Annotated in this window: 24 protein-coding genes; 17 read left to right on the forward strand and 7 right to left on the reverse strand. The window is 60.5% G+C overall.

The window, feature by feature from the left end; genetic code table 11:
- The 3 genes from ACQZ40_RS11465 to ACQZ40_RS11475 form a co-directional block, all read right to left on the reverse strand.
- The coding region (locus ACQZ40_RS11465; RefSeq protein WP_448747972.1) for a carbohydrate ABC transporter permease at positions 1 to 319 on the reverse strand (319 nt) is incomplete at its 3' end.
- A 66-nt stretch (positions 320 to 385) separates the two neighbouring features.
- Positions 386 to 1,663 (reverse strand): D-tagatose-bisphosphate aldolase, class II, non-catalytic subunit, encoded by a 1,278-nt coding sequence (locus tag ACQZ40_RS11470; RefSeq protein WP_220318891.1) that lies wholly within the window; start codon positions 1,661 to 1,663, stop codon positions 386 to 388.
- A complete protein-coding gene (locus tag ACQZ40_RS11475; protein WP_220318892.1) occupies positions 1,660 to 2,667 on the reverse strand; it encodes a tagatose kinase in 1,008 nt (335 codons plus the stop codon). Before ACQZ40_RS11475 ends, ACQZ40_RS11470 begins: the two co-directional genes overlap by 4 nt.
- A 312-nt stretch (positions 2,668 to 2,979) precedes the next feature.
- On the opposite strand from ACQZ40_RS11475, the gene ACQZ40_RS11480 reads away from it, so the two are divergent.
- The 10 genes from ACQZ40_RS11480 to ACQZ40_RS11525 all read left to right on the forward strand — a co-directional run bounded on the left by ACQZ40_RS11480 (position 2,980) and on the right by ACQZ40_RS11525 (position 13,318).
- Positions 2,980 to 4,293, forward strand: a complete 1,314-nt coding sequence (locus ACQZ40_RS11480) for an ABC transporter substrate-binding protein (protein ID WP_271046459.1) — start codon at positions 2,980 to 2,982, stop codon at positions 4,291 to 4,293.
- 258 nt (positions 4,294 to 4,551) lie between these two features.
- Entirely contained in the window at positions 4,552 to 5,322 is a 771-nt protein-coding gene (locus tag ACQZ40_RS11485; RefSeq protein WP_448747973.1) for a galactitol 2-dehydrogenase, read from the forward strand.
- 16 nt (positions 5,323 to 5,338) lie between these two features.
- The gene (locus tag ACQZ40_RS11490; protein ID WP_142844550.1) at positions 5,339 to 6,349 is read left to right on the forward strand and encodes a D-altritol 5-dehydrogenase; all 1,011 of its coding nucleotides are present in this window, start codon (positions 5,339 to 5,341) and stop codon (positions 6,347 to 6,349) included.
- Positions 6,350 to 6,465: 116 nt separating this feature from the next.
- Positions 6,466 to 7,479 (forward strand): LacI family DNA-binding transcriptional regulator, encoded by a 1,014-nt coding sequence (locus ACQZ40_RS11495; RefSeq protein ID WP_065656182.1) that lies wholly within the window; start codon positions 6,466 to 6,468, stop codon positions 7,477 to 7,479.
- A gap of 262 nt (positions 7,480 to 7,741) precedes the next feature.
- Positions 7,742 to 9,100: an NAD(P)H-dependent oxidoreductase gene (locus ACQZ40_RS11500; RefSeq protein WP_269829807.1), complete on the forward strand. Its 1,359-nt coding sequence runs from the start codon at positions 7,742 to 7,744 to the stop codon at positions 9,098 to 9,100.
- 17 nt (positions 9,101 to 9,117) lie between these two features.
- Complete coding sequence (locus ACQZ40_RS11505) at positions 9,118 to 9,420, forward strand: putative quinol monooxygenase (protein ID WP_448747974.1); 303 nt, start codon at positions 9,118 to 9,120, stop codon at positions 9,418 to 9,420.
- A 12-nt stretch (positions 9,421 to 9,432) separates the two neighbouring features.
- Positions 9,433 to 10,335 carry an NAD(P)-dependent oxidoreductase gene (locus ACQZ40_RS11510; RefSeq protein ID WP_448747975.1) on the forward strand — a complete coding sequence of 301 codons (903 nt, stop codon included), beginning with the start codon at positions 9,433 to 9,435 and terminating at the stop codon, positions 10,333 to 10,335.
- Between the two features lie 22 nt (positions 10,336 to 10,357).
- Positions 10,358 to 11,353, forward strand: coding sequence for a DctP family TRAP transporter solute-binding subunit (locus tag ACQZ40_RS11515; RefSeq protein ID WP_448747976.1), 996 nt, complete (start codon positions 10,358 to 10,360; stop codon positions 11,351 to 11,353).
- 129 nt (positions 11,354 to 11,482) lie between these two features.
- Positions 11,483 to 12,034, forward strand: a complete 552-nt coding sequence (locus tag ACQZ40_RS11520) for a TRAP transporter small permease (RefSeq protein WP_078053641.1) — start codon at positions 11,483 to 11,485, stop codon at positions 12,032 to 12,034.
- Between the two features lie 3 nt (positions 12,035 to 12,037).
- On the forward strand, positions 12,038 to 13,318 hold the full coding sequence (locus tag ACQZ40_RS11525) for a TRAP transporter large permease (RefSeq protein ID WP_020812270.1): 1,281 nt from the start codon (positions 12,038 to 12,040) through the stop codon (positions 13,316 to 13,318).
- 24 nt (positions 13,319 to 13,342) lie between these two features.
- On the opposite strand, the gene ACQZ40_RS11530 is transcribed toward ACQZ40_RS11525, so the two are convergent.
- Complete coding sequence (locus ACQZ40_RS11530) at positions 13,343 to 14,239, reverse strand: LysR substrate-binding domain-containing protein (protein WP_065656179.1); 897 nt, start codon at positions 14,237 to 14,239, stop codon at positions 13,343 to 13,345.
- Positions 14,240 to 14,324: 85 nt separating this feature from the next.
- Positions 14,325 to 15,533, reverse strand: coding sequence for an MFS transporter (locus ACQZ40_RS11535; RefSeq protein WP_078053639.1), 1,209 nt, complete (start codon positions 15,531 to 15,533; stop codon positions 14,325 to 14,327).
- A gap of 123 nt (positions 15,534 to 15,656) precedes the next feature.
- On the opposite strand from ACQZ40_RS11535, the gene ACQZ40_RS11540 reads away from it, so the two are divergent.
- Entirely contained in the window at positions 15,657 to 16,502 is an 846-nt protein-coding gene (locus tag ACQZ40_RS11540) for an AraC family transcriptional regulator (protein WP_448747977.1), read from the forward strand.
- Here ACQZ40_RS11540 and ACQZ40_RS11545 read toward each other — a convergent pair.
- Positions 16,499 to 17,395, reverse strand: a complete 897-nt coding sequence (locus ACQZ40_RS11545) for a helix-turn-helix domain-containing protein (RefSeq protein WP_448748024.1) — start codon at positions 17,393 to 17,395, stop codon at positions 16,499 to 16,501. The genes ACQZ40_RS11540 and ACQZ40_RS11545 overlap by 4 nt on opposite strands.
- Positions 17,396 to 17,481: 86 nt before the next feature.
- Between ACQZ40_RS11545 and ACQZ40_RS11550 the strand changes: the two genes are divergently transcribed.
- The 6 genes from ACQZ40_RS11550 to ACQZ40_RS11575 all read left to right on the forward strand — a co-directional run bounded on the left by ACQZ40_RS11550 (position 17,482) and on the right by ACQZ40_RS11575 (position 25,414).
- A complete protein-coding gene (locus ACQZ40_RS11550; RefSeq protein WP_271046466.1) occupies positions 17,482 to 18,753 on the forward strand; it encodes an ABC transporter substrate-binding protein in 1,272 nt (423 codons plus the stop codon).
- 259 nt (positions 18,754 to 19,012) lie between these two features.
- Positions 19,013 to 19,873, forward strand: coding sequence for a carbohydrate ABC transporter permease (locus ACQZ40_RS11555; protein ID WP_003523586.1), 861 nt, complete (start codon positions 19,013 to 19,015; stop codon positions 19,871 to 19,873).
- Positions 19,870 to 20,706, forward strand: coding sequence for a carbohydrate ABC transporter permease (locus tag ACQZ40_RS11560; protein WP_046800394.1), 837 nt, complete (start codon positions 19,870 to 19,872; stop codon positions 20,704 to 20,706). Before ACQZ40_RS11555 ends, ACQZ40_RS11560 begins: the two co-directional genes overlap by 4 nt.
- 9 nt (positions 20,707 to 20,715) lie before the next feature.
- Entirely contained in the window at positions 20,716 to 21,801 is a 1,086-nt protein-coding gene (locus ACQZ40_RS11565; RefSeq protein ID WP_448747978.1) for an ABC transporter ATP-binding protein, read from the forward strand.
- A gap of 45 nt (positions 21,802 to 21,846) precedes the next feature.
- Positions 21,847 to 23,850, forward strand: coding sequence for an aldo/keto reductase (locus ACQZ40_RS11570; RefSeq protein WP_448747979.1), 2,004 nt, complete (start codon positions 21,847 to 21,849; stop codon positions 23,848 to 23,850).
- A 331-nt stretch (positions 23,851 to 24,181) separates the two neighbouring features.
- Positions 24,182 to 25,414, forward strand: coding sequence for a M24 family metallopeptidase (locus ACQZ40_RS11575; protein WP_448747980.1), 1,233 nt, complete (start codon positions 24,182 to 24,184; stop codon positions 25,412 to 25,414).
- 8 nt (positions 25,415 to 25,422) lie between these two features.
- Here ACQZ40_RS11575 and ACQZ40_RS11580 read toward each other — a convergent pair whose 3' ends face one another.
- Entirely contained in the window at positions 25,423 to 25,740 is a 318-nt protein-coding gene (locus ACQZ40_RS11580; RefSeq protein WP_003522691.1) for a cupin domain-containing protein, read from the reverse strand.
- Positions 25,741 to 25,750 lie beyond the last annotated feature (10 nt).

The following is a 25,750-nucleotide window of genomic DNA, read 5'->3' on the forward strand; positions in this document are numbered from 1 at the left end:
TGATGCGCACGATGCCCTGGCCGAAAATGTCATTGTCGAGCAGAAGCGCAATGGCGATGCCGCCAACCACCGTGATGAGCAGCACACCGCCGACGATCAGCAGCGTGTTCCAGATCGACTGGAAGAAGGCCGGGTCGGTATAGAAATACTGGTAATTGAACAGACCAGCAAAGCTGACATTGGCCGGGTTGAGGAGATTGTAGTTCTGGAACGAGAACCACAGCGTCATCGCCAGAGGCACGATCATCCACACCAGCAACAACAGCACCGATGGCGCAAGCATGACCCGCGCTAATCCGCTCGTGTTTCGGGTTGCCATGAGTTTCCCCTCCCTGACCGATACCCGCAACGTCTCCCGCCAGGGCATCCCAATTTAACGATTGTCTTAGTGGCGGCCTTCGCCCGTCGCCGCATGGTAGGTCGCCAGCACCTGATCCACTGCTGCGACCAGAACCTCCTCCATATCCTTTCCTGCAACTGCCGCGAGCGGCAACTCGCCGAGATACTGGCGCAACAGGGGTTCGGGAATTGTCTTCCCATCCAGCGCCTTATGCAAGGCGGAAACGGCCGCAAGCGCTTCCGGCCGCGTCCAGTAATAGCGGATGCGGTCGCTGTAGCTGTAGTGGCGCTGCAATCGCAGCGTGATGTCATCGCCATGGTAATGTCCGCGCCAGTCGCCGGGTGAGGAGAGCATCAGCTCCTCCATGGTGCGCGCCAAAGGACGGTCGCCATAATCGCCGATCATCTCGGAGGCGATCATGTCGAGAGCGTAAAGCGCCTCGCGATAGGCGAAGGTCAGGCCGGGGCCCACTTTCAGGATGGGATATCCATCGCATACCAGTGTCGTGAGGGCGGCCTGCGTCTGGTAATCGGTGGAATGGGCCTCGAAGACCAGTTGCGGTTCGGCGTCCAGCACGGCGCTCAAGGCGGTGGCCGCTTGCGGGTCGTAAGCGACGACATTGTCGCTGCCGAATTCCACGCCGGGCTGCACGACAAAGGCGATGACCCGCTCGAACGCATCGGAAAGGCCGTGTCGCGCAAATATTTCGCGATGAAGGTCGATGGTCTGGCGCGCCGCCTGCGGCTGCGTCGGCGCGACCGTGTCGAGCACATGGTCGGCACCGCCAGGCACCGGCACTTCGGTACCGAGAATATAAAGCGGTTTGGGCAGGCCGGCAGCCGCGGCCGCCTTTTCGGCGACGGTTGCAAGCTTGGCGGCGCGGTTGGCTATCGTGTCGTCGTCCAGCGCCGCCGGTTCACCGGCGCAGCCCATCGAGGCATCGAGATGGATCTTGCGAAAACCCGCCGTCACATAGGCCTCGACCATGGCGGCGGCTTTTGTCAGCGCTTCCTCGGCCGTTTCCCTGCGCCAGGGATTGGGGCCGAGATGATCTCCGCCAAAAATCACCAGTTCGCGGGGCAACCCTTCTTCCTCGGCAATGCTGTTGACGAAGCTGACGAAGTCCCGTGGCGTCATGCCGGTATAACCGCCGAGATGATTGACCTGATTGCAGGTCGCCTCGATCAGCACCGGTGTCTTGCCGGCGGCGGCACGGCGGATTGCGGCGCGCAGAACCACGGGATGGGCGGAGCAGACGGAGGTGATGCCGGCGGGCTTGCCGGAGCGGCGCGCGGCGGCGAGATTTTCGAGAATACGGGTCACAGGATTTCCTCCGACAGTTGCGCGGCCAGAAAGGCGTCGAGTTCGGAAAGGCTTGTGGCGCCTTCCATCGGGCCGCGGCGGGTGACATTGTGCGCGCCGGCGGCATTGGCATAGGTGAGCGCCTTTTGCGGATGCATGCCGAGGCGGCGGCAGGTGAGATAGGTCGCACCGAAACAGTCGCCGGCACCGGTCGGGTCGATTTCGCGGACCCGCAAGCCGGGGACGTCGATGCGCCCATGGGCGCGGCTGAAATGGCTTGCGCCATCCGCGCCGCGCTTCAGCACGATTTCGCCGATACCGGAGGCAAGCAGCTTTTCAATCGCCGCCTCCTCGTCATTCAGCCCGGAGGCCGCGTGAAGCTCCTCACCGGAGGGCAGGAGAAGATCGGTAACACCAAGCAGATCGTCGATCAGTCTGCGGCCGGCATCGCCCTGCGCCAGTTCCTTGCGGATGTTGGGATCGAAGGAGACCGAGCCGCCGCGCGCCTTGACGCGTCTGATGGCTTCGAGAATGATTTCGCCAATGCCGGCAATCGCGAAGGCCGATCCCATGACATGCACATGGCCGGCTTTTTCGATGAGAGCCTGCGCTTCAGCCGTCATATGCGTTTCGCTGGCCGCCGAATGGGCGATGTTGAAAACGAAGTCCCTTGCGCCGTTTTCCCGGTAACGCACGAAGGCGCTGCCCGTCGGCCGGTCGGGGATGGTGGCGATGGCTGAGACGTCGACGCCGTCGCCGCGCAGCCTCTCGACATTGAGACGGCCGAAATCGTCGTCACCCACCGCCGCAATGATGCCGGCGGCTCCGCCGCAGCGCGCCACCTGATCGATGAAGATGGCCGGCGCGCCGCTCGGGAAGGGGCCGATCAGCGTTTGTGGCTCGAGAAAGCCGCTTCCCACCGTCGTCGCCATGATCTCCACGAGGATTTCGCCGGCCGTGATGGTCGGGCCATTCGTGTGCGGCGCCAGTGCGGATGTCTGCCTCATCGTCTCCTCCATATGCATTCGGCTCCCGTCCTTTTGGCGGAGGTAATCCCGCCGTCCCGAGGGCTTCTGGTTTTCGGATATCATTCAAAAATTTACGCGCGTCAATATATGAGATGACGAAAATTTTGTTGCATCGCAGCAAGAGGAACGCCTTTGGAAATAATTTTTTATGATATTATCCACTTTAAAACAGTGATTTAATGATGCGGGCGAAGATGTCTCCATGCTCCGATTTATTTTCGGACGTTGACAAGAGAGCGGATTTTGCGAGATAAAAAATTTACGCATGTATTGTTATGCGTGGACATCCGTAAAGGAGGAGCGGGTCTCATGAGCAAATTAATTGGAATTCTGTCATCGTCCGTCGTTGGCATCGGCCTTTTCGCCGGTCTGGCGCAGGCGGAGGAAATCAACATCGCCACCGTCAATAACGGCGACATGATCATCATGCAGAAGCTTTCCAGCGCCTGGGAGAAGGAGACGGGCAACAAGATCAACTGGATCGTGCTGGAAGAGAATGTTCTGCGCGAACGCGTCACCACCGATATCGCCACCAATGGCGGCCAGTTCGACATCATGACCATTGGCGGTTACGAAGCGCCGATCTGGGGCAAGCAGGGCTGGCTGGCGTCGGTCGACGATCTCGGCGACGATTACGATTACGCCGATCTGCTCGATCCGATCAAAAAGGGCCTGACTGTCGACGGCAAGCTTTACGCGGTGCCGTTCTACACCGAAAGCTCGTTCACGCTTTACCGCAAGGATCTGTTCGATGCAGCCGGCCTGAAGATGCCGGATAATCCGACCTACGACCAGATCAAGGATTTCGCTGCCAAGCTGACCGACAAGTCGAAACAGCAATATGGCATATGCCTGCGCGGCAAGCCGGGCTGGGGTGAGAACATGGCCTTCCTCGGCACCATGATCAACACCTATGGCGGCCGCTGGTTCGACATGGACTGGAAACCGCAGCTGACGAGCGAGCCGTGGAAAAAGGCGATCTCTGACTATGTGGCGCTGATGACCTCCTACGGCCCGCCCGGTGCGGCCGCCAATGGCTTCAACGAGAACCAGACTCTGTTTTCCTCCGGCCGTTGCGCCATGTGGATCGACGCCACCTCTGCAGCAGGCCGCGTTTATGACCCCAAGCAGAGCCAGGTTGCCGACAAGACCGCGTTTACGCGTGCTCCGGTCGAGGTAACGCCGAACGGTTCGAGCTGGTCGTGGTCCTGGAACCTTGCAATCCCCAACAGCACGAAGAAGCTCGAAACCGCCAAGTCCTTCGTGAAATGGGCGACCTCGAAGAACTATGTGAAAACGGTCGGTGAAAGCGAAGGCTGGGTGGCCGTGCCGCCGGGCACGCGCAAATCCACCTACGAGCTGCCGGAATACAAGAAGGCGGCGCCCTTTGCGGATACGGTGCTGAAGGCGATCATGTCTGCCGACCCGTCCAAGCCGACCAAGGATCCGGTGCCCTATACCGGCGTGCAGTTCGTCGCCATACCGGAATTCCAGTCCATCGGTACGGTTGTCGGCCAGCAGATCGCGGCAGCCCTTTCCGGCCAGCAGACCGTCGATGCGGCGCTCGAAGGCGCGCAGAAACAGGTCGAACGTGACATGACCCGCGCGGGCTACATCAAGTAGCCGCGTCCTCCCGGCGTGCCGCCCGTTCGCCTTCTGGTGGCGGGCGGCATGGGTGGGGCTGCCACACCCGTCTCCTCATTCCTGTGCTTGTCACAGGAATCTAGCCAGCCCAAGTCCTTGGTTTGGAAGAACTCTCTTGCCGCGTGAGAGCCGCGTCGGCTGCATTCCTGCAACAAGCAGGAATGAGGGGAGTGAGGAAAAGCATCGAACAACAAAAGAGCATGGCCAGATTACCCGCCATGCATCATGGAGATCGACATGAGATTGAACAACAAGGTCGCGCTGATTACCGGCGCCGCCCGCGGCATCGGCCTTGGTTTTGCGCGGGCTTTTGCCGATGAAGGCGCGAAGGTGATTATCGCCGATATCGATATTGCCCGCGCGACGGCTTCCGCCGCGGCCATCGGCCCTGCCGCCAAGGCCGTGAAGCTGGATGTGACCGATCTTTCCGAGATCGACGCCGTGGTGAAGGCGGTAGATCAGGAATTCGGCGGCATCGACATTCTCGTCAACAATGCCGCGATCTTCGACATGGCGCCGATCAACGGCATTACCGAACGGAGTTATGAGCGGGTCTTCGACATCAATCTCAAGGGACCGCTGTTCATGATGAAGGCGGTTTCCAATGTGATGATCGAGCGGGCGCGCGGTGGCAAGATCATCAATATGGCAAGCCAGGCCGGCCGTCGCGGCGAAGCGCTCGTCACGCTTTATTGCGCTTCCAAGGCGGCGATCATTTCCGCCACGCAGTCGGCGGCGCTCGCGCTCGTCAAGCACGGCATCAATGTCAACGCCATTGCGCCTGGCGTCGTGGATGGCGAGCATTGGGAAGTGGTCGATGCGCATTTCGCCAAATGGGAAGGCTTGAAGCCCGGCGAGAAGAAGGCGGCGGTGGCCAAATCCGTGCCAATCGGCCGTTTTGCGACGCCCGATGACATCAAGGGACTGGCGGTTTTCCTCGCTTCTTCCGACAGCGATTATATTCTCGCCCAGACATATAATGTCGACGGCGGCAACTGGATGAGCTGAAAAGCCGGAGATGACCATGCATGCCATTCAATTCGTCGAGAAGGGACAGGCCGTTCTGGCGGAAGTTCCCGTTGCCGATCTGCCGCCTGGCCACGCGCTCGTGCGGGTCAAGGCTTCGGGGCTTTGCCACACCGATATCGACGTTCTCCACGCGCGTTACGGCGACGGTGCCTTTCCGGTCATTCCGGGGCATGAATATGCCGGTGAAGTTGCGGCCGTGGCCGCCGATGTGACGGGCGTAAAGGCCGGCGACCGGGTGGTGGTCGACCCCAATCTGCCGTGCGGCACCTGCCCGAGTTGCAGGAAGGGGCTGACCAATCTGTGCAGCACGCTGAAGGCCTATGGTGTCTCCCATAACGGTGGTTTCGCGGAATTCAGCCTGGTGCGCGCCGATCACCTGCATGGCATCGGCTCCATGCCCTATCATGTCGCGGCGCTGGCTGAACCGCTCGCCTGCGTCGTCAACGGCATGCAGAGCGCGGGTATCGGCGAGAACGGAACGGTGGCTGAAAATGCGCTGGTTTTTGGCGCCGGTCCCATCGGCCTGCTGCTTGCCCTGTCGTTGAAAGCGCGCGGCGTCGAGACTGTGACGATTGCCGACATCAACGAAAGCAGGCTGGCTTTTGCCGAAGGTCTCGGGCTTAAGGTGGCGGTTTCCGGTTCGGAAGCGCTGCTGCGGCAACAGAAGTCTTTCGATGTCGTGGCCGATGCGACGGGTATCGCCCCCGTAGCGGAAGCGATGATCCCGTTGGTTGCCGATGGCGGCACGGCACTGTTCTTCGGCGTCTGCGCGCCGGATGCCCGCATTTCGGTCGCACCCTTCGAAATCTTCAGGCGTCAGCTCAAGCTCGTCGGTTCGCATTCGCTGAACCGCAACATACCGCAGGCGCTCGCCATTCTGGAAACGGATGGCGATGTCATGGCGCGGCTTGTCTCGCATCGGCTGCCGCTTTCGGAGATGCTGCCGTTCTTTACGAAGAAACCATCCGATCCGGCCACCATGAAAGTGCAATTTGCAGCCGAATGATCGTTTGGTGGTTGATAACCGCAGTCGACCGGCTTTTCGTGCGAAGGCCGGTCGATATAAAGTACCACATGTAATATTTCATGGGGGCAAGCACTTTGGCCAAATCTATCAGGACGATGGAAGAGTTTTCGGAATTCGTCGGCCTTTCGCGCCCGACTGTTTCGAAATACTTCAATGATCCGGCCTCGGTCCGCAAGAAGACCCGGGACGCCATCGAGGATGCGCTGAAGAAATCGGGCTTCAGGCCCAATATTTTCGCCGTCAATCTCAACCGCCGCCGCTCCAATATCATCGGCATCATCATCCCGAATTCCACCGATCCGTTCTATATGGCGCTGACGAGCCGTATCGAACTCATCGCCAACGAGGCGGGCTTCCTTGCCTTCGTGCTGTCCTCGGATGGCAAGGCGGAAATCGAAGACCGCGCCATCCGCACTTTCAAGTCGATGAATGTCGCCGGCGCGATCATCGCGCCGCTGGGCGTCAAATCCCACCGCGCCACGCTGGAGCAACTCGCTGCCAGCATTCCGATTGTTTATGTCGATTCGCCGCTCGACGAGACCTCGGCCTTTGTTGGCACCGACAACCGCCAGAGCGTGGGGCTGATGGTGGATTATCTCTGCCGCTCGGGCGAGCCGCCCTGTTTCTTCGACATGCCGCAGGTCAATACCAATGCCGCCACGCGTCGCACCGCCTATGAGGAGGCCATGCGGCGCCTTGGTTTCGAGCCGCAGGTGATCAACGTTCCGGATATTGTCACCTGGGATTTCGAGCGTTTCGCCTTCGATGAGGCGGGCCGGCTGCTGGAAGGGGCGGGTTCTCTGCCATCGCGCACCATTCTGTGCGCCAACGACCGTATCGCCTTCGGCGTCATCGCCGCCGCCTTCCAGAAGGGCCTCAGGGTCGGCCATGGTGCGGATTATGACCTCAGGGTCGCCGGCCATGACGATCATCCGCTGTCGCGTTATGCGTGCCCGCCGATTACCACGGTAGCGCAGAACTATAACGAGATCGGCAGGCTGTCGATCGAGCTTCTGTTGCAGAAGCTGGACGAGGAGGCGGATGACACGACGCGGATGCGCGAGCGCATTCTCCTCAGCGCCGATCTGATGCTGCGCAAATCGGCCTGATGATTTGTTAGATAAGCTAAACAAAGAATCTGATTTTCTAAATAGAACTAATATTTGAACGCTCCTACTCTGTTCTCAAGGTTGCTTTGGGAGGCGACCGCGAGAGCCGGCGCAAAGGCGTGCCGGTATCCGGGAGGAACGTTGGATCGTCATGCCGTCCGTGCCGCGAGGGATAAGCCTTCGCAGCCTCGGTATCGCATGGCCTTCGCCGGGCTGACTGGACATTCTCGCCAGCAATTTCCCCAGCGAAGGATGTCAAAACATGAATCTCTATTCTCTTCTGTCAGCGCGTGCAGCCGGCGGCAAGCCTGTTCGGGTGGGTCTCATCGGTGCCGGCAAGTTCGGCTCCATGGTGCTGGCGCAGGCGCAGCGCATTGCCGGTTTCCACATGGTCGCCGTCGCAGACCTCAATGTCGGCAAGGCGAAGGAATCGCTGGATCGCGTCGGCTGGCCGAAGGAGCGTTACGATGCGAAGAGCTGCGCCGAGGCGCTGAAGAGCGGCAAGACCTATGTAACCGACGATGTGAACGAGCTTTTCGCCTGCGGTGAGATCGAATGCGTGATCGAGGCCACCGGCCATCCGCTGGCCGGCGCGCGCCACGCGCTTGGCGCCATCGATCACAACAAGCACGTCGTCATGGTCAATGTCGAAGCCGATGTCATGGTCGGGCCGATCCTTGCCGAAAAGGCCCGCGCCAAGGGCCTGATCTATTCGATGGCTTACGGCGATCAGCCGGCGCTGATCTGCGAGCTGGTCGACTGGGCGCGCGCCACCGGTTTCGAGGTCGTTTCCGCCGGCAAGGGCATGAATTTCGAGCCGCGTTACCGTTATTCGACGCCGGACACGGTCTGGGGTTATTTCGGCTGGACGGACGAGGAAGTGGCCAAGGGCGACTTCAATCCAAAAATGTACAATTCCTTCACCGACGGCACCAAGGCGGCCATTGAAATGGCGGCCGTCGCCAATGGCACGGGGCTGGATTGCCCGGATGACGGTCTGGCTTTTCCGCCCGCCGGCCTGCACGATCTCGCCCGCGTCTTCCGCCCCGCTGCCGATGGCGGCCGCATGGCGCGCTCCGGCCTCGTCGACATTGCCGCGAGTCAGGAGCCCGATGGACGCGAGGTGTTCAACAACATCCGCTACGGTGTTTTCGTCACCTTCAAGGCCCACAATGAATATGCCCGCGCCTGCTTCAAGCAATATGGCCTCCTGACCGATCCCTCCGGCTGGTATGCTTCCATGTGGCGTCCGTTCCACATTATCGGTCTCGAAACCTCGATCAGCGTGCTTTCCGCCGTGCTGCGCAATGAAGCGACCGGTTGCTCGAAGGAGTTCCGCGGCGATGCCGTCGCCACGGCGAAGAAGGACATGCAGCCAGGCGAGATGCTGGACGGCGAGGGCGGATACGCGGTCTGGGCGAACGCCATTCCGGCCACCCGCAGCCTCGATATGAAGGCGCTGCCGATTGGCCTTGCCCATAATGTCAAGCTGAAGCGCGCCATCAAAAAGGACCAGATCGTCAGCTTCGACGATGTGGAACTGGTGAACGACCTCGATGTGGTGAAGTTGCGTCAGGACATGGAAAACCGCTTCCGTCCGCAAAAAGACGCAGCTGCGTAATGGACGGAGAACGGAACATGTCGAAGGGAGCTTTCGTGGTGATCGCGGAATTTCGGGTGAAGCCTGACGCTATGGATGCCTTTCTCGACGCTGCGCGCGAGGACGCCCAGCATTCGGTTCAGGATGAACCGGGTTGCCGGCAATTCGACGTGGTGCGGCCGGAAACGGGGAACAATGTGGTGTTTTACGAGGTCTATAACAGCCGTCAGGCTTTCGACGATCATCTCAAAACACCGCATCTCGACCGGTTTCGCGAGGCCTTTCCCGCCCTTATCGAAGAAGAACTGCCGGTGCGTTTCCTGAACCGGCAATGGCTTTGAAGGATGGGAGCGATGGCAGACATCCGCCGGATCGCCGTTATCGGAACGGGTATTATGGGTGCCCCCATGGCGAGGCGTCTGGCGGAGGCCGGGTTTTCCGTCAAAGCCTGGAACCGCAGCGCTGAAAAAGCTGCGGTTCTGGCGGCAAAAGGCGTGCAGCCGGCGGCCACTGCTGCCGAAGCCGTGGCCGAAGCCGATGTCGTCATCTGCATGCTGAGTTCCGGGCCGGTCTGTGACGAGGTTCTGCTCGGTGCCTCGGGTGTCGTTTCCAACATGAAGCCCGGTGCTATTCTGCTGGTGATGAGTTCCATCCCGGTCGACAGCGCACGGGAACAGGCAGAGGTGGCCAAGGCTTATGGCGTCGCATATGTCGACGCACCGGTTTCCGGCGGTGAAAAGGGAGCGATCGAAGGAACGCTCGCCATCATGGCCGGCGGCGAACAGCAGGATGTGGATGCATTGCGGCCACTCCTCAATTGCCTTGGCCGCGTCACCCATGTCGGGCCGGTGGGCTGCGGCTCATTGGCCAAGCTTGCCAACCAGCTGATCGTCGCCTCGACAATCTGCGCCGTCGCCGAAGCTCTGACCCTTGTGGAAGAGGGGGGAGCGGACCCGGCGCAGGTGCGCCACGCGCTGCTTGGCGGCTTCGCCGATTCCACCGTCTTCCGCCAACACGGAAAACGCATGGTGGAAGGCGATTTCCGTCCCGGCGGGCCGGCGAAATATCAGGTGAAGGATACGTCCACGGCGCTGGCCTTCGCCAGAAGCCGGGGCCTCAGACTACCGGTCGGCGAGGAGGTTGACCGGCTGTTCCGCTCCATGGTCGAGCATGGCGCGGGCGAGCTTGATCACAGCGGTGTGATACTTGAAATTAAGCGCATGAATGCGTTCGGAGGAACGCTCGAAACTGTTTGAGATACAACAAAGGGAGGAACACATGAAAATTTCAAAACTTTACGGGCTGGCTCTGGCCGCCACCATGCTGGTCGCATCCATCGCACAGGCGGAAACGCTGACACTTTCGACGCCCGATGCGGATACGTCCGAAATCACGCTTGCCGCCAACAAGTTTGCCGAGATCGTTTCGAAAAAGACCGATGGCAAGCTCAAGATCAAGGTGTTTCCGAACGGCACGCTTTATGGCGGCGACCCTTCAGCGGGTGTCAAGCAGCTGGCCGGCGGTTCGCTGGACATGCTTTTGAATTCGACCTCGCTTTACGCGACCTTCAATCCCAAGTTCACGGCCATCGCCATTCCCTACCAGTTCCGCGATATCGACCAGCTCAGGGTCTATCTCGACAGCGATCTCGGCAAGGAACTTTCCACCGATCTGAGCAAAATCGGCATTCTCGGGCTCGATCTCTGGTCGCGGCCGCTGCGCCAGATCACCAATTCGAAGGCGCCGATCAAATCGCCGGCCGATCTCAAGGGCATGAAGCTGCGCGTGCCGAACAATCCGCTCTGGGTCGAATTCTTCGGCGCCATGGGGGCTGCTCCGACGCCTATGGCCTTTGCCGAAGTCTATAACGCTCTTCAGCTGAAAGTCGTCGACGGGCAGGAAAACCCGGTCAACGTGCCGGTCAGCGCCAAGCTTTACGAGGTGCAGAAGTATCTGACGATCAGCAATCACATTGCTGACGCCTGGGTGCTGGGCATGAACCCGGCCCGCTTCGAAGGTCTCGATGAGAACTTCAAGGTCGCGCTGAAGGAAGCAGCCGTGGAGACCGAAGCCTGGAAGGCGCAGAACGATGCTGCCGATATCGACAAGTCGCTCGAAACGCTGAAGAAGAACGGCATGGAGGTCAACACGCTGACCGATGACGAACGCAAGGCCTTCGTAGAGGTCGCGGCCGGGCTTTCGGCGAAGTTCTCCGCACTGGTGAAAGATCAGGCTTTCTTCGACAAGACGCAGGCTTTCCTCAAGACGAACTGACGTGTTGCGCCGGTGGATGGCCGGATCTCGGTCCGGCCTTCCCCAACGTCAGTAAGGGTTGCTTTGCCGCAGAGGCAGGGTGGCATTCGTTTACCGGATATCCGGTTTCAGCAGTGGAAGGGTATTGTCATGAACGATACGAAACCTTCGGTGCTCGGCACCATCGTTAAACTCATCGCCGATGTGGCCGCAGGGGCAGCCTGTGCCGGCATTCTCATCGTCGTTCTTCTTCAGGTCATTGGCCGCCTTGCCGGCAGCCCGCTTCCCTGGACCGAGGAGGCGACCCGCTTTCTTTTCATCTGGATGGTCTTCCTTGGCCTTGCGGCCGGTTTCCGCACCGTGGAAAGCGCCCGTGTCGTGGTGTTTCTAGTGCTGTTTCACCGCTTCTTCCGGCGGCTGGCGGTGCCGATCTATGTCGGTTCCTCGGTGTTCTTTTTCGGCATGATGGGCTGGACGGGCCTGACCCTAGTGCGCCAGCAGATCATGATGAACGAGACCGCCGCCACCCTGCCGATCCCCATGTGGACCATCGGCATCGTCTTGCCGGTTTCCGCCGTCATCGCCGTGCTGGCCATCATCGAATCGCTGCGCAGCCGCCGGGAGCTCATCGCGCTTCCCGAGCTTGGTCTGCCGGCGGATGAGATCGCCCATGCCGATATCTCCATTTCAGCAGGACATTGAGCCATGTCGGTCTTTCTTCTCGTCGCTTTTTTCGGTCTCAGCATGCTCGGCGTGCCGCTTGCCATCGCGCTCGCGCTCGCGAGTGTCGGCACGCTGTGGCTCTTCACCTCCATGCCCATGGACCTGCTGTCGCAGACGATGTTCTCGTCGATGAACTCCTTCCTGCTCGTTGCCGTGCCGCTGTTCATTCTCGTCGGCACGGTCATGGAGCGGGGGCGGGTGGCGGAGCGCATCTTTGATTTCGCCGAGGCCATGGTCGGCTGGCTTCCCGGCGGGCTCGGCCATGTCAATGTCATCTCGTCGGTCATCTTTTCCGGCGTCTCCGGCTCGTCCGTCGCCGATATCGCCTCGGTCGGCGCCATCGAAATCAAGGCCATGGAGCGCCACGGTTTTCCGAAGGGTTATGCCGTCGGCATGACGCTCTGCACGTCCACGCTCTCCTCGATCATTCCGCCGTCGATCCTGATCGTGATTGCCGGTTCCATCGCCAATGTGTCGATCGGCACGCTGCTGATCGCCGGTCTGGTGCCCGGCCTCTTCATCGCCTTCGCCTTCCTGGTCTTCAACCACTTCTATTCGGTGCATTACGGTTACAATCCGCCGACACCGTTCAATTTCCGTCTGGTGGTCGTCACCGGTCTGCGCGCAATCCTGCCGATGCTGACACCGCTGATCCTGATCATCGGCATTGCCAGCGGCCTGTTCACGCCAACGGAGGCCGCTGCCATCGCGGTGGTTTATGTCGCGGTGCTCGGCGTCATCGTCTATCGTACGCTGCCGGTGCGGGAGCTGCCGGAAATATTGATCTCGACGGCGCGCATTTCCGGCACCATCCTGTTCATCGCCGCCACCTCGCAGCTCGCCGCCTGGGTCTTCACTTTCGATGGCCTGCCGGAGCAGGTCGCCGATCTCCTGAAGGCCATGAATCTCGGGCCAATGACCGGCATGCTCGTCATCTTTGTGTTCCTGCTCATCATCGGCATCTTCATGGAAGCGATCCCGGCGATGTTTATCCTCATCCCCGTGCTGATGCCGCCGGTGGAGGCGCTGGGCATCGATCCGATCCATTTCCTGATCGTGACTGTCATGACGCTGACACTCGGGCTCGTGACGCCGCCGGTGGGGGTCTGCCTGTTTGCGGCGGCACAGGTGGCCAACATGAAGATCGAGGATGTCATTCGCGGTTCGCTGGCGCCGATGACGGTGTTGACGCTCGCCATCTTCGCGCTGGTGCTGTTCCCGGTGCTGACGCTCGGGCCAATCCGGCTGATGGGGCTTTATTGACGCGAAAACGGATTGCCTGAAACATCAGACAACGCGACGGGCTTGCCACTCGTCGCGTTGTTTTCGCATCCACTCCAGAAAAAGCATGACTTTTCTCTGCCGCAGATGGGAATGCGGGCAGACGATCCATTGGGTGACGAGCTTGATGCGCGGCGCGTCCGTCACGGCCGGCACCAGCATCTTGTCCTGCAGCTCCCGCTCCATCATCAATGTGCTTTCCAGCGCCACGCCAATGCCGAGAACGGCGGCATCGATGGCCATGTGGCTGCGGTCGAACAGCACCCGCCGCCAGCGCTTTTCGGCTGTCACACCGGCCAGAGGGAACCAGTGGTTCCATTGCGCCTGCGCCTTCACCGAATGGATCAGCCGCTGGTTCTGCAATTCCTCGGGCAGAAATTTACCCGCACCCTTATAATTCGGCGAACAGACCGGCAGGAATTCCTCCTCCACCAGCCCTTCCACGAAGAGGCCCGGCCAGCGGCCATCGCCATGGCGCAGCTCTATATCGACAAGTTCCTGTGAAAAATCCGTCGGCTCGTTGGTGCCGTCGAGGCGCACTTCCAGTTCCGGGTGCTCCTCCAGAAACGAGCCGAGACGCGGCAGCAGCCATTTGTTTGAAATGGTCGGCGTCGCCCGGATCGTCAGCGTGGTGACCGAGCGGAAGCCGCGAATACTGTCGGTGGCGTCTGATATCTGCTCGATCTGGGCGGTGATCATCGAGAAATAGCGTTCGCCCGCTTCCGTCAATGTCACCTTGCGGCCGGTTCGCGCCATCAGCGTCGTGCCGAGCTGGCCTTCCAGCAACTGGATCTGCTGGGAAACGGCCGAAGGGGTGACGCTCAACTCTTCCGCCGCCCGTGAAATGCTGCCCGCCCTTGCCGCGGCGTGGAAAACGAGGATCGATTTTATCGGGATTTGCATGGGTAGGGCTTTGCTCAACGGAATACGGCGGTCACCTGAGTATCACAGGTGACCGCCGTATTGAAAAGCGTTGAACGCGAGGCTTTTAGCGGTGGCTCGGCAGTTTCGGCAGGAACACCGTGAGCAGGCCGAGCAGCGGCATGTAGGAGCAGATGCGGTAGACGAATTCGATGCCTTCCTTATCCGCATAAACGCCCAGAACTGCCGCCCCGATGCCGCCGAAACCGAAGGCGAAACCGAAGAACATGCCGGCGATGAGGCCGACGCGGCCCGGCACCAGTTCCTGCGCGAACACGACGATGGCCGAGAAAGCGGAGGAGAACACGAAGCCGATGACGACGACGAGAATGGCTGTCCAGAACAGGTTCGCATAGGGCAGCAGCAGCGCGAAGGGAATGACGCCGAGGATCGAGAACCAGATGACGACGCGCGAGCCGAAGCGGTCGCCGATCGGGCCGCCGAAGAACACGCCCAGTGCCGAAGCGCCGAGGAAGAGGAACAGCAGAACCTGTGCGTCCTGAACACCAAGACCGAACTTGTCGATGGTGTAGAAGGTGAAGTAGCTGGACAGGCTGGCGAGATAGGCATTCTTGGTAGCGGTCAGAACCACCAGCACCAGAAGCGTCATGATCACCGTGCCACGGGCAAGGGGAAGCGTGCGGCTGGCCGGCGCCTTGCCAACGGTTGCGCGGCGGTGGCGGGTGTACCAGACGCCAACCCAGGAAAGCACGCCAAAACCGACGAGCGCGATCAGCGAGAACCAGCTGAGGCTCGTCTGACCGAGCGGGATGACGATAAAGGCGGCGAGCAGCGGGCCGATGGCCGTGCCGGTATTGCCGCCCACCTGGAAGAATGACTGGGCCAGACCATGGCGGCCGCCGGATGCGAGGCGCGCGACGCGGGAAGCTTCCGGATGGAAGATCGCCGAACCGATGCCGATGAGGCAGGCGCCGATCACCAGAACCTCGAAACTATGGGCAAAAGCAAGCGTGATGAGGCCGGCGCAGGTGGACAGCATGGCGACGGGCAGGGAGAACGGCATCGGCCAGCGATCCGTCACCATGCCGACAACGGGCTGCAGCAGCGAGGCGGTGACCTGAAAAGCGAAGGTAAGCAGGCCGATCTGCACGAAATCGAGCGCGTAATTGGCTTTCAGCAGCGGATAAAGCGACGTCAGCAGCGATTGCATGATGTCGTTCAGCATGTGGCAGAAGCTGGCGGCTGCGATGATTGAAAACGCCGTGCGTTGCGGGTTGAACCCGGTGCTGGTGCTGGCGCTGGTGACAGTGGCCATGATGAATTCCTCTCCGGTTCCCGGCGGAAGGCGGGAAACATGTCTTTATTTCTTCCCGCTTTTATTCATATTGTTTCTGGCCTGCATCTTTGCTCTGGACGATTTTCTTTGTGAGTGGGCCAAATGGCAAAAAACAATTCCATGATCTTCGGCTCCTTTTCTGCCGAAGACCACAACTACATGCTGAATTTGATCGATGGCACCAACGAGCCGGTGCTGGCGATTTCCCGCACCTATGCCAAGGGACATCGCGCACCGGTCCACAGCCATCTGCGGGCGCAGATCTGGCATGCCCGCCGGGGCGTGGTTCTGGTCAGCACCGCCGATGGTCGCTGGATGATACCGCCCGGCCATGGGCTGATTATTCCCGCCGGCCTGGAACACGAGTCGGAAACCATATCGACGGTGGAAATGCAATCGATCTATGTGCATCCCGACCTGTTTCAGGCGGAAGTGCCGCGGGTGGTGGAAATCACCGATCTCGCCTCCAGCCTGATTGCGGAACTGCTGGGCGAAGAGCATGAGCCACCCGCTTTCCATCGGCGCGGTCTGGTGCGGGCGCTGTTGCTGGACGAGATCAACCGTCTGCCGGAACGGCCGCTCGGGCTGCCTTTTCCCGATAACGAGCGGCTGGCGGCGCTGTGCCGTGATTTCCTGAAAAAGCCGGTGGCGCGGGTGGAGATCGATGACTGGGCGGTGGCCATGGGCATCAGCCGGCGCTCGTTTACGCGGCTGTTCCGCAAGGAGCTGGGGTTGAGTTTCGTCACCTGGCGCCAGCAGGCCTGTATCTTCGCCTCCCTGCCGAGACTGGCGGCCGGCGAAGCGGTGACGAATGTGGCGCTGGATGCCGGTTATGAAAACATCCCGGCTTTCACCACCATGTTCCGGCGAATGCTGGGCAGTTCACCAAGGGCCTATCGGCAGGCGGCGCGGCAGCGCAGCGCTGCTTTCGCCGATAATGAAGACTAAGCCGCCGTCGCCCGCATGTCGCGGCGGAAATCGGAAGGCGACATGCCTGCGATCTGGCGAAACGCCTTGTTAAAGGCGCTGACCGAGCCGAAGCCGCTTTCCATGGCGATCTGCAGGATATTGTCCTTGCCGGTCATCAGCATCGCCTGCGCGCGGGAAAGCCGGAGCAGGGTCAGATATTTGATCAGCGTCATGCCGGTGGATTTGCGGAACAGGTTCATCGCATATTTCGGGTGCAGCGAGGCGGCACGGGCAATTTCCGTCGCGTCGATATCGTCGAGAAAATTGGCGGCGATGAAGTCGCACATGCGCACCACGCCGATGGAGGGCGCCATGCCCTCGTCATCCTGTCTGCGTTTTCCATCGAGAGCGGAGGATATGACGGAGTAAGGCTCCAGAAACATCCGCTCGACCCGGAGCAGCAGTTCCTCGACCGCGTGCTGGGCTTTTGCCGGATCGCCCGAGGTGACGTAGCGGAACCAGCGGCCGAAATTTTCTGCATCCGCCCTGTCCGTCTCGGCACTCACCATCGTCGCACCGCCCATCAACTGGCTGGAGACGGCGGCCGGCAGGCGCATGCGGAAGAAATGCACGAGCGGCAGATGCGCGCCTGCATAAAAGGAATCGTCGGAGGAATGGTCCATCTGGTGCGGCTGGCCGCCCCAGAAGATGCACATCTGGCCAGCCTCGAGCGAAAGTTCATGATCGCCCATGCGGTAATGCACCGATCCCGACATCACATAATTCACTTCCACCTGCGCGTGCCAGTGGGGCCTGAGCATGATGGGCGGATGATTGTGAAAAAGCTGAAGCGTTGTCGGCATGCCTTCGATGCTGCTCGCACCCGGCTGGTAGAAGGCTCTTTCGGCAATCTTACTTTCCGCCAAATCGATGTTCCCTTTTTACGAGACAGATTTCCTGCCGCCGGTAATGTGCCCATGTTCGCTGAAGAACGGCAATTGAAAAAGGGAGGTTTTCAATGTGCTTGAAATTTCTTGGCGCGTCTACGGCCATGCTGCTTCTCGCAGCCCCGGCTTTCGCGCAAACAGAAACCGTCACCATCTGGAGCTGGAATGTCGCGGCTTCCGCGCTGAAATCCACGGTCGAAGGTTTCAATAAGCAGAATCCAGATATCAAGATCGTCGTTGAAGACCTTGGAAACAATCAGGTTTTTGACAAGACGCTGGCTGCCTGCGCAGCCGGGGGCGATGGTCTTCCTGATATCGTCACCATTGAAAATTTCGAGGCGGAACTGTTCTGGAGCCGTTTCCCCGATTGTTTCGCCAATCTGACCGAGCTTGGCTATACGCCTGAGAAACAGGCGCTTTTTCCTGATTTCAAGCGCACGGAACTGGAGGTTGACGGCGTCGCCTATGCGGTGCCGTGGGATTCCGGTCCGGTGGCGGTATTTTATCGCCGCGACTTCTATGAGAAGGCAGGCGTCGATCCGGCCACCATCAAAAGCTGGGATGATTTCATCGCCGCCGGCAAGAAGGTCATGGCCGCCAATCCCGGCACCGTTATGGCGCAGGCCGATTTCAATGGCGATAGCGAATGGTTTCGCATGATCGCCAATGAGCAGGGATGCGGTTACTTTTCGACCGATGGCCAGAACATCACCATCAACCAGCCTGCCTGTGTCGCGACCCTTGAAAAGGTCAAGGAAATGAAAGACGCCGGCATCATCACGGCGGCGATCTGGGATGAGAAAATCCAGGCCAATACGGCCGGCAAGGCCGCCAGCCAGATGTATGGCGCCTGGTATGAGGGCACGGTTCGTTCCGGCTCTCCTGATCTTTCCGGCAAATGGGGCGTCTATCTGATGCCGAGCCTGACGCCGGATGGCCCGCACGCCGCCAATCTCGGCGGTTCGTCGCTGGCGATCAGCTCGACCTCGGAACACAAGGAGGCCGCGTGGAAATATATCGATTACGCGCTCACCACCAATGAAGGACAGGTGACGATGCTGAAATCCTTCGGCCTCGTTCCTTCGCTGCTGTCCGCCATCGACGATCCTTTCGTCAAGGAAAAGCAGCCCTATTGGGGCGGACAGGCGGTTTGGACCGATATTCTCGCCACCCTGCCGAAGATCGTGCCGAGCCGCGGCACGGCGTTCCAGTCGGATGCGGATGCGATCTACAAGGCGACGCAGACGAAATATTTCGCGGGCGGTTATCCCGACGCGAAAGCGGCGCTCGACGATGCCGCCAAGCAGATCGAAACGGCGACAGGCCTGCCGGTGGCGGAGTAAGCCGGCGGTTAGGACCGAGCGGGTGCCATAAGTTTCTTCTCCCCGAGGGGGAGAAGTCCGCGGCAGCGGGATGAGGGGGCGAGGGTAAAGATATACCGAGAGCCAGCCCCCTCATCCGGCCCTTCGGGCCACCTTCTCCCCCTCGGGGAGAAGAAATATGCCGCAGCGTTTTGCAATGGCGTTTTCCCTGAAAAACAGGGCAGGCCTTTCTGAAGCTTTTCCATTTATCCGGCCCATCGTCCGGCATCTGGAGGTCACCATGCCGTCTAGGAACAGGATCGCTTATGCGTTCCTTGCGCCCTATCTCCTGATTTTCGCCACCTTCTGGGTCTGGCCGATCATCAGCTCGTTCATGCTGTCGTTCCAGAATACCCGCATCAATCCGTGGCGGTTTGCGCCCTCCATGAACTGGGGGCGGCTCGTTTCCGATCCGGCCTTTTATAATGCGCTTTATAACACGCTGATCATTCTGGTCATTCAGGTGCCCGTGATGATCGCGCTCGCCACCGTCATGGCGGTGCTGTTGAATTCGCCGCTCCTAAAGGCGCGGCCGCTTTATCGTTTTGCCTTTTTTGCGCCTGTCGTCGTTGGCGAGGTGGCCTATGCGGCGGTGTTCCGGCTGATGTTCAGCGCCGATTTCGGCATCATCAACAAGCTCATCACCTCCGTCGGCCTTTCGCCCATCTCGTGGTTCGACAATGCCAATGCGGCCATGGCGCTCGTCATCATCGCCGTCACCTGGCGCTGGGCGGGTTATAACGCCATCATCATTCTCGCCGGCCTGCAATCCATCCCCGGCGATGTCTATGAAGCGGCGACGCTGGACAAGGTGAGCAAGCGCCAGCAGTTCTTTTATATCACCCTGCCGTTGCTTAAACCCATCATCCTGTTCTGCGTCGTCCTGTCGGTCATCGGCACCATGCAGCTGTTTGCCGAACCCTTCCTCATCACCAACAGGGGCGGGCCGGGCGGGGGCACAGAGACGCTGGGGCTGTTCCTTTACCGCCAGGGCTTTACCTCGCTCAATTTCGGTTATGCCTCGGCCATTGCCTACACCATGGCGGCGCTCGCCATCGCCATTTCGCTGCTTAATCTCTGGGTCGGGAGGGAGCCGAAATGAGATCGAAATCGAGATCGCTTTTCTGGCAGAAGATCGCGCTGCATGCGGCGCTGACGCCGCTTGCCATCATCTGGCTGTTTCCGCTGTGGATGATGTTCGTGTTCTCGACCATGCCGGATTACGGCATTTTCAGCCCGGATATCGTGCTGGTGCCATCCACCAATTTCGTCGAGAATTTCAACAATCTGCAGGCGGATACCAATTTTCTCAGGGCCATGTTCATCTCGATCACCGTCGCCGTCATTTACACCGTGCTTTCGGTGTTTCTGACGTCGATGGCCGGCTGGGCGCTGGCGCGTTACCGCTTTGCGGGGCGCGGGGTGGTCATCGCCATCATTCTCGGCACCATCACCCTTCCGTTTGCCGTCGTTGTCATTCCGCAATTCATCATGGTGGCGCGCGAATTCAAGCTCGCCAACACCTGGGTGGCGCTGATCGTGCCGCCGCTGTTCAACTCGCTCGGCGTTCTGTTCATGCGGCAATCCTTCTCGATGATGCCGACTGAGCTTTTCGATGCGGCACGCGTGGAAGGCGTCAAGGAATGGCAGATATTCCTGCGCATCGCTTTGCCGCTCGCGCGGCCCACCATGGCGGCGCTCTCCATCATTCTCTTCCTGGCCTCGTGGAACAATTACCTCTGGCCGCTTCTCATCAATTCCCGCCCAGGAATGATGACCGCACCCGTGGCGCTTGGCACCCTCATCGGGCTGACCAAAGTGTCATGGGGCGGCATCATGGCCGGCGCGGTGCTGCTCACCGCACCCATCCTCGTGGTTTTTGTGGCTTTGCAGCGCCACTTCATCGCCGGCATTTCCGCCGGGGCAGTCAAGTAAGGGGGCCGCATGGCGGAACTTTCGCTCAACAACGTGGTCAAGCGTTACGGCGCGCTGGAAGTGATCCATGGCGCAAATCTGGAGGTAAAGGACGGGGAGTTCGTCGTTTTCGTCGGCCCGTCCGGCTGCGGCAAATCCACGCTTCTCAGAATGATCGCCGGGCTGGAAGATATTTCCGGCGGCGATATCGTGATCGGCGGCAGAACGGTCAGCGATGCCGATCCGGCCGATCGCGGCATTGCCATGGTGTTCCAGTCCTATGCGCTTTATCCGCATATGACGGTGGCGGAAAACCTCTCCTTCGGCCTTAGAATGAACGGCAACCCGAAGGCCGATACGCAAAAGCGGGTCAACCGCGCCGCCGAAATCCTGCAGATCAACGAATTGATGCAGCGCCGGCCGAAACAGCTGTCCGGCGGCCAGCGCCAGCGCGTCGCGATCGGCCGCGCCATCGTGCGCGAACCACAGGTCTTCCTGTTCGACGAGCCGCTATCGAACCTCGATGCGGAATTGCGGGTGCAGATGCGCGTGGAAATCTCGCGGCTGCACAAGCAGCTCGGCACCACGATGATTTATGTGACGCATGACCAGACCGAGGCGATGACGCTGGCCGACAAGATCGTGGTGCTGCGGGCGGGCAATATCGAACAGGTCGGCGCGCCGCTCGATCTTTACGACGATCCCGCCAACCGCTTCGTTGCCGGTTTCGTTGGGTCGCCGAAGATGAATTTCCTCGACGCCACCATCATCGGCAGAGGCGCGGAGAGCGTTACGCTCTCGCTCGACAGCGATCCTGCGGTGCGGCTGAGCCTGCCGGTGAAAAGCCGTTTGAGCGAGGGAGCCAAGGTTTCGCTTGGCATCCGGCCGGAACATTTTGCCGATGCGGGCGGGGGCGATGCCGATCTCACCGTTCATGTCGATGTCGCCGAGCATCTCGGCAACACCAGCTATGTCTATGCCCGAACCGAAGGCGGCGAGCAGCTCATCATCGAGCGACCGGAGTCGCGCGATGTCGGCAATCGTGACCGGCTGACGGTCGGCCTTTCCGCCCGCCGGGCTTTCCTTTTCGACAGCAGGGGCGACCGCCTGCGCTGAACCCTTTCCCAAGCACCCAAGACTGATATGAAGGACGAGGATTTCATGACGACCGAACAACCGATCCGCTGGGGCATCATCGGCCCGGGTACCATCGCCAGGACTTTTGCCGATGGTATCGCGCATTCCCGCACCGGCAGGTTAGAGGCCATCGCCACCCGCAATCCGGACAAGCCCGGCCTTGCCGAGGCCTTCGCCGGTGCGCGCATCATCCATGGGTACGATGCGCTGCTTGCCGATCCCGATATCGATGCGGTCTATATCGCCACACCCCATACCGGCCATGCCGAATGGGCGATCAAGGCGATCCGGGCCGGCAAGAACGTGCTGGTGGAAAAACCCATCGCGCTCTCGGCCTATGATGCCGACGCCATTTTCCACGAGGCGAAAAAGGCAGGCGTCTTCGCCGGCGAGGCCTATATGTACCGCCTGCATCCGCAGACGGCGAAATTGCTGGAACTGGTGAAGGCCCGGGCGGTGGGCGATATCCGCATCATCCGCTCCAGCTTCGGTTTCAACATGGGTTCGTTCCGGGCCGATCACCGGCTGTTTGCCAATGAAACGGCGGGCGGCGGCATTCTTGATGTCGGCGGTTATCCGGTTTCCATGGTGCGGATGATCGCCGGCGCCGTGGACGGAAAACCCTTCGCCGAACCGGAAAAGGTGGCGGGCGTCGCCCAACTCGGCCAGTCGGGTGTCGATGAATGGGCCTCGGCCGTGCTGAAATTCGCAAACGGCATCGTCGCCGAAGTCTCGTGCTCGATCATGGCGGCGCAGGACAATGTGCTGCGCATCATCGGCTCGGAAGGCCGTATCGAGGTCAAGGATTTCTGGTTCGCTGCCGGCCACAAGGGCGGCACCGGCCGGATCGATATCATCAAGGGCGACAAGGTGGAAACCATCGAGTTGCCGGAGGATCGCTGGCTTTATTCCTTCGAGGTCGATGCGGCCGGCGAGGCGATCCGGCAAGGCAAAAAGGAATTCGATGCACCCGGCATGGCCTGGGCCGATAGTCTCGGCAATCTGCGTGTCATGGACCAGTGGCGGGCTTCCGTCGGACTGGAATACAGCGTCGAAAAAGCAACGTCGCGCATTGCCAATATCGCCGGTGGCAAGGTCGTCGCCGGAAATTCGGTTCCCAAGCGGCAGATACCGGGCCTTGCCAAGCCCGCTTCCGTGGTCGCGCTCGGTTTCGAATTCTTCCCCAATTTCGCTTCCGCATCCCTGACGCTGGATGCTTTTTACGAGGCGGGCGGCAATCTCTTCGATACGGCCTATGTCTATGGTGCAGGCAGGACGGAGACGATTTTCGGCGACTGGCACACCAGCCGCAACGTGCCGCGCGAAGAGATCGTGCTGATCGGCAAGGGCGCACATTCGCCGCTCTGCTATCCTGACATGATCGCAAAACAACTCGATCAGTCGCTCACGCGGCTGAAGACGGATTATGTCGATGCCTATTTCATGCATCGCGATAATCTTGACGTTCCGGTCGACGAGTTCGTCGATGCAATGGATGCCGAAGTCCGGCGCGGACGTATTCGCGGTATTTTCGGCGGTTCCAATTGGACACGCGAGCGCATGGATGAGGCGGCCGCCTATGCTGCGAAGAACGGCAAGCAGGCTCCGGCCGCGCTTTCCAACAATTTCTCTCTGGCGGAAATGCTAGATCCCATCTGGGCGGGCTGCGTTGCGGCATCGGATGACGAGTGGAAGGAATGGCTGAAATCCCGCCAGATTCCCAATTTTGCCTGGTCCAGCCAGGGGCGCGGATTTTTCACGGACAGGGCAGGGCGCGAAAAGCATGACGATGAAGAAATCGTCCGCGTCTGGTATTCCGACCGCAACTTCGTCCGCCGCGACCGGGCGATCGAGCTTGCGCAAAAACTTGGGCGGCACCCGATCCATATCGCGCTCGCCTATGTCATCGCCCAGCCTTTCCCGGTTATTCCGCTGATCGGGCCGCGCACGATTGCGGAGCTGGAAGACAGTCTTTCGGCGCTGGATATCAGGCTGACGGCCGAGCAGGTGAAGTGGCTGGAGGCGTGAGAGGCAATGAGACGGCGGATTTATCCGCCGCTCATTCGGATAGGGCAAGACGTTGCGGCATATTTCTTCTCCCCGCCGGGGAGAAGGTGGCCCGAAGGGTCGGATGAGGGGGCTAGCTCTCCGCATATCTCTACCCTTGCCCCCTCATCCCGCTGCCGCGGACTTCTCCCCGGCGGGGAGAAGAAACAGGCGGTAACCGCTCGTTCCAACTGGCGATCTTCGAGGTGGAGATGTTATCTTCCACCTTCATTCCTTCCCCGGTGACTGCTAAAGCGTAGGCTCATAAACCGTGCGGCCTGGCATTGCAGGTAAATGATATACCGGGGTTCCCATGAGCGATATCGACCGAAGCCGTGCCCAGCAACTGATGCGGGAAGCGGATATTGAGGCGCTGGTGCTTTTCCAGCCCGAGGCCTTCCGTTATGCAGTCGGCGCCCATGCCGGTGTCGCGACCATGTGGGGCAGGGCGGGTTCGGCGATTGCGCTGGTGCCGGCCGATGCCGATGCGCCAATTGCGGCTGTCGTCAGCGATCATGCCGCCCCGCTTGTCAGAAAGGCCGCGCCGGATGTCGATCTGCGCTGCCATCGCATCTGGATCGATTTGGTCGATCTGTCGGGCGCCGAAACCATCGCGCAGGTGGACGAGGCCTATCGCCGCAACAATTCCGGTGGCCCTAGGCCGGAAACATTCGACCGCGCCGCCTGTTTCGGCCTTCTGGCTGACCTGCTGCGGGAGCGCGGGCTGTCGGCGGCGCGCATTGGCGCAGACCTCGAATTCATGCCCGCCGCCGATTTTCTGGCGCTGCGTCAGGCGCTGCCCGATGTCGATTGGGTTGACGGATCGGCCGCGCTGCGCCGTCTGCGCGCCGTGAAATCCGAGCGTGAGATCGAGCTTCTGAGACGCGCGGCAGCGGCGGCTGAGGCCGGGCTGGTCGCGATGACTGCTGCCGTGAGACCCGGCGCGGCGCTCGGCGGGCTTTCCGCTGCCTGGAAGGCCGGCGCACAGGCCCATGCCGCGAAATCCGGGTTTTCGCTGAGCGGCCATTGGGATTACATATCCGTCGGACCCGCTTTGTCGGATATGGCGGCGGTTGTTACGCCGGGTGCGCTCATCAAGGCTGATGTCGGCACGCTGGTCGACGGTTATTCATCGGATGGCGCGCGGAGTTTTTCGTGGGGGGCGGTCTCGCCGCTGGCCGCCGATGTTTTCAGCGCCCTGGAAGCGGCCTTTGCCAGCGGGCTCGAAGTGATTCGTCCCGGCAATACATTCGGTGCTGTGCACGCCGCCATGCTGGCCTCGATGCGCAGGCAAGGTTTCAGCGAATATTATCGCGGCCATTTCGGCCATTCCGTCGGCGGTGGCGTGGGCATCGAGGAATGGCCGTTCTTTTCCCATGACAATCCGGAAATCATTCTTCCCGGCATGGTCGTGGCGCTCGAAGCGCCGTTTTATGGCGAAGGGCTGGGCGCGCTGATGATCGAGGACCAGTTCCTCGTCACCTCCTCCGGCGCGGAATGCATGAACAGCCTGCCACGCGCCCTGCGGGATTTATCGGCGGACTGAGCGCCGGATCAGAGGAAATCGTCGCGGCGCGGGGTAAAGCAGTCGATCAGCTCGCCCTCTTCCAGACACAGGCAGCCGTGCTCGATATGGCCGGGAATGACGAGGCTATCGCCCTTCTGAAGGTCGTAGGCCTCACCGTCGCGATAAAAGCGGAAGCTGCCACTGGCGACATAGGTGGATTGCACATGCGGATGGCTGTGCAGCCTGCCTTCGGCGCCGGTCTTGAAGCGGAAGGAGACCACCATCAGTTCCGGCGCTTCGGAAAGCACGGTGCGCTCCACGCCATCGTCGGGGGAAACGGTGGGGAAGGTCGGAAGCTGCTGCATATCGTTCTCC

Source organism: Agrobacterium sp. 16-172Ci (assembly GCF_053522725.1).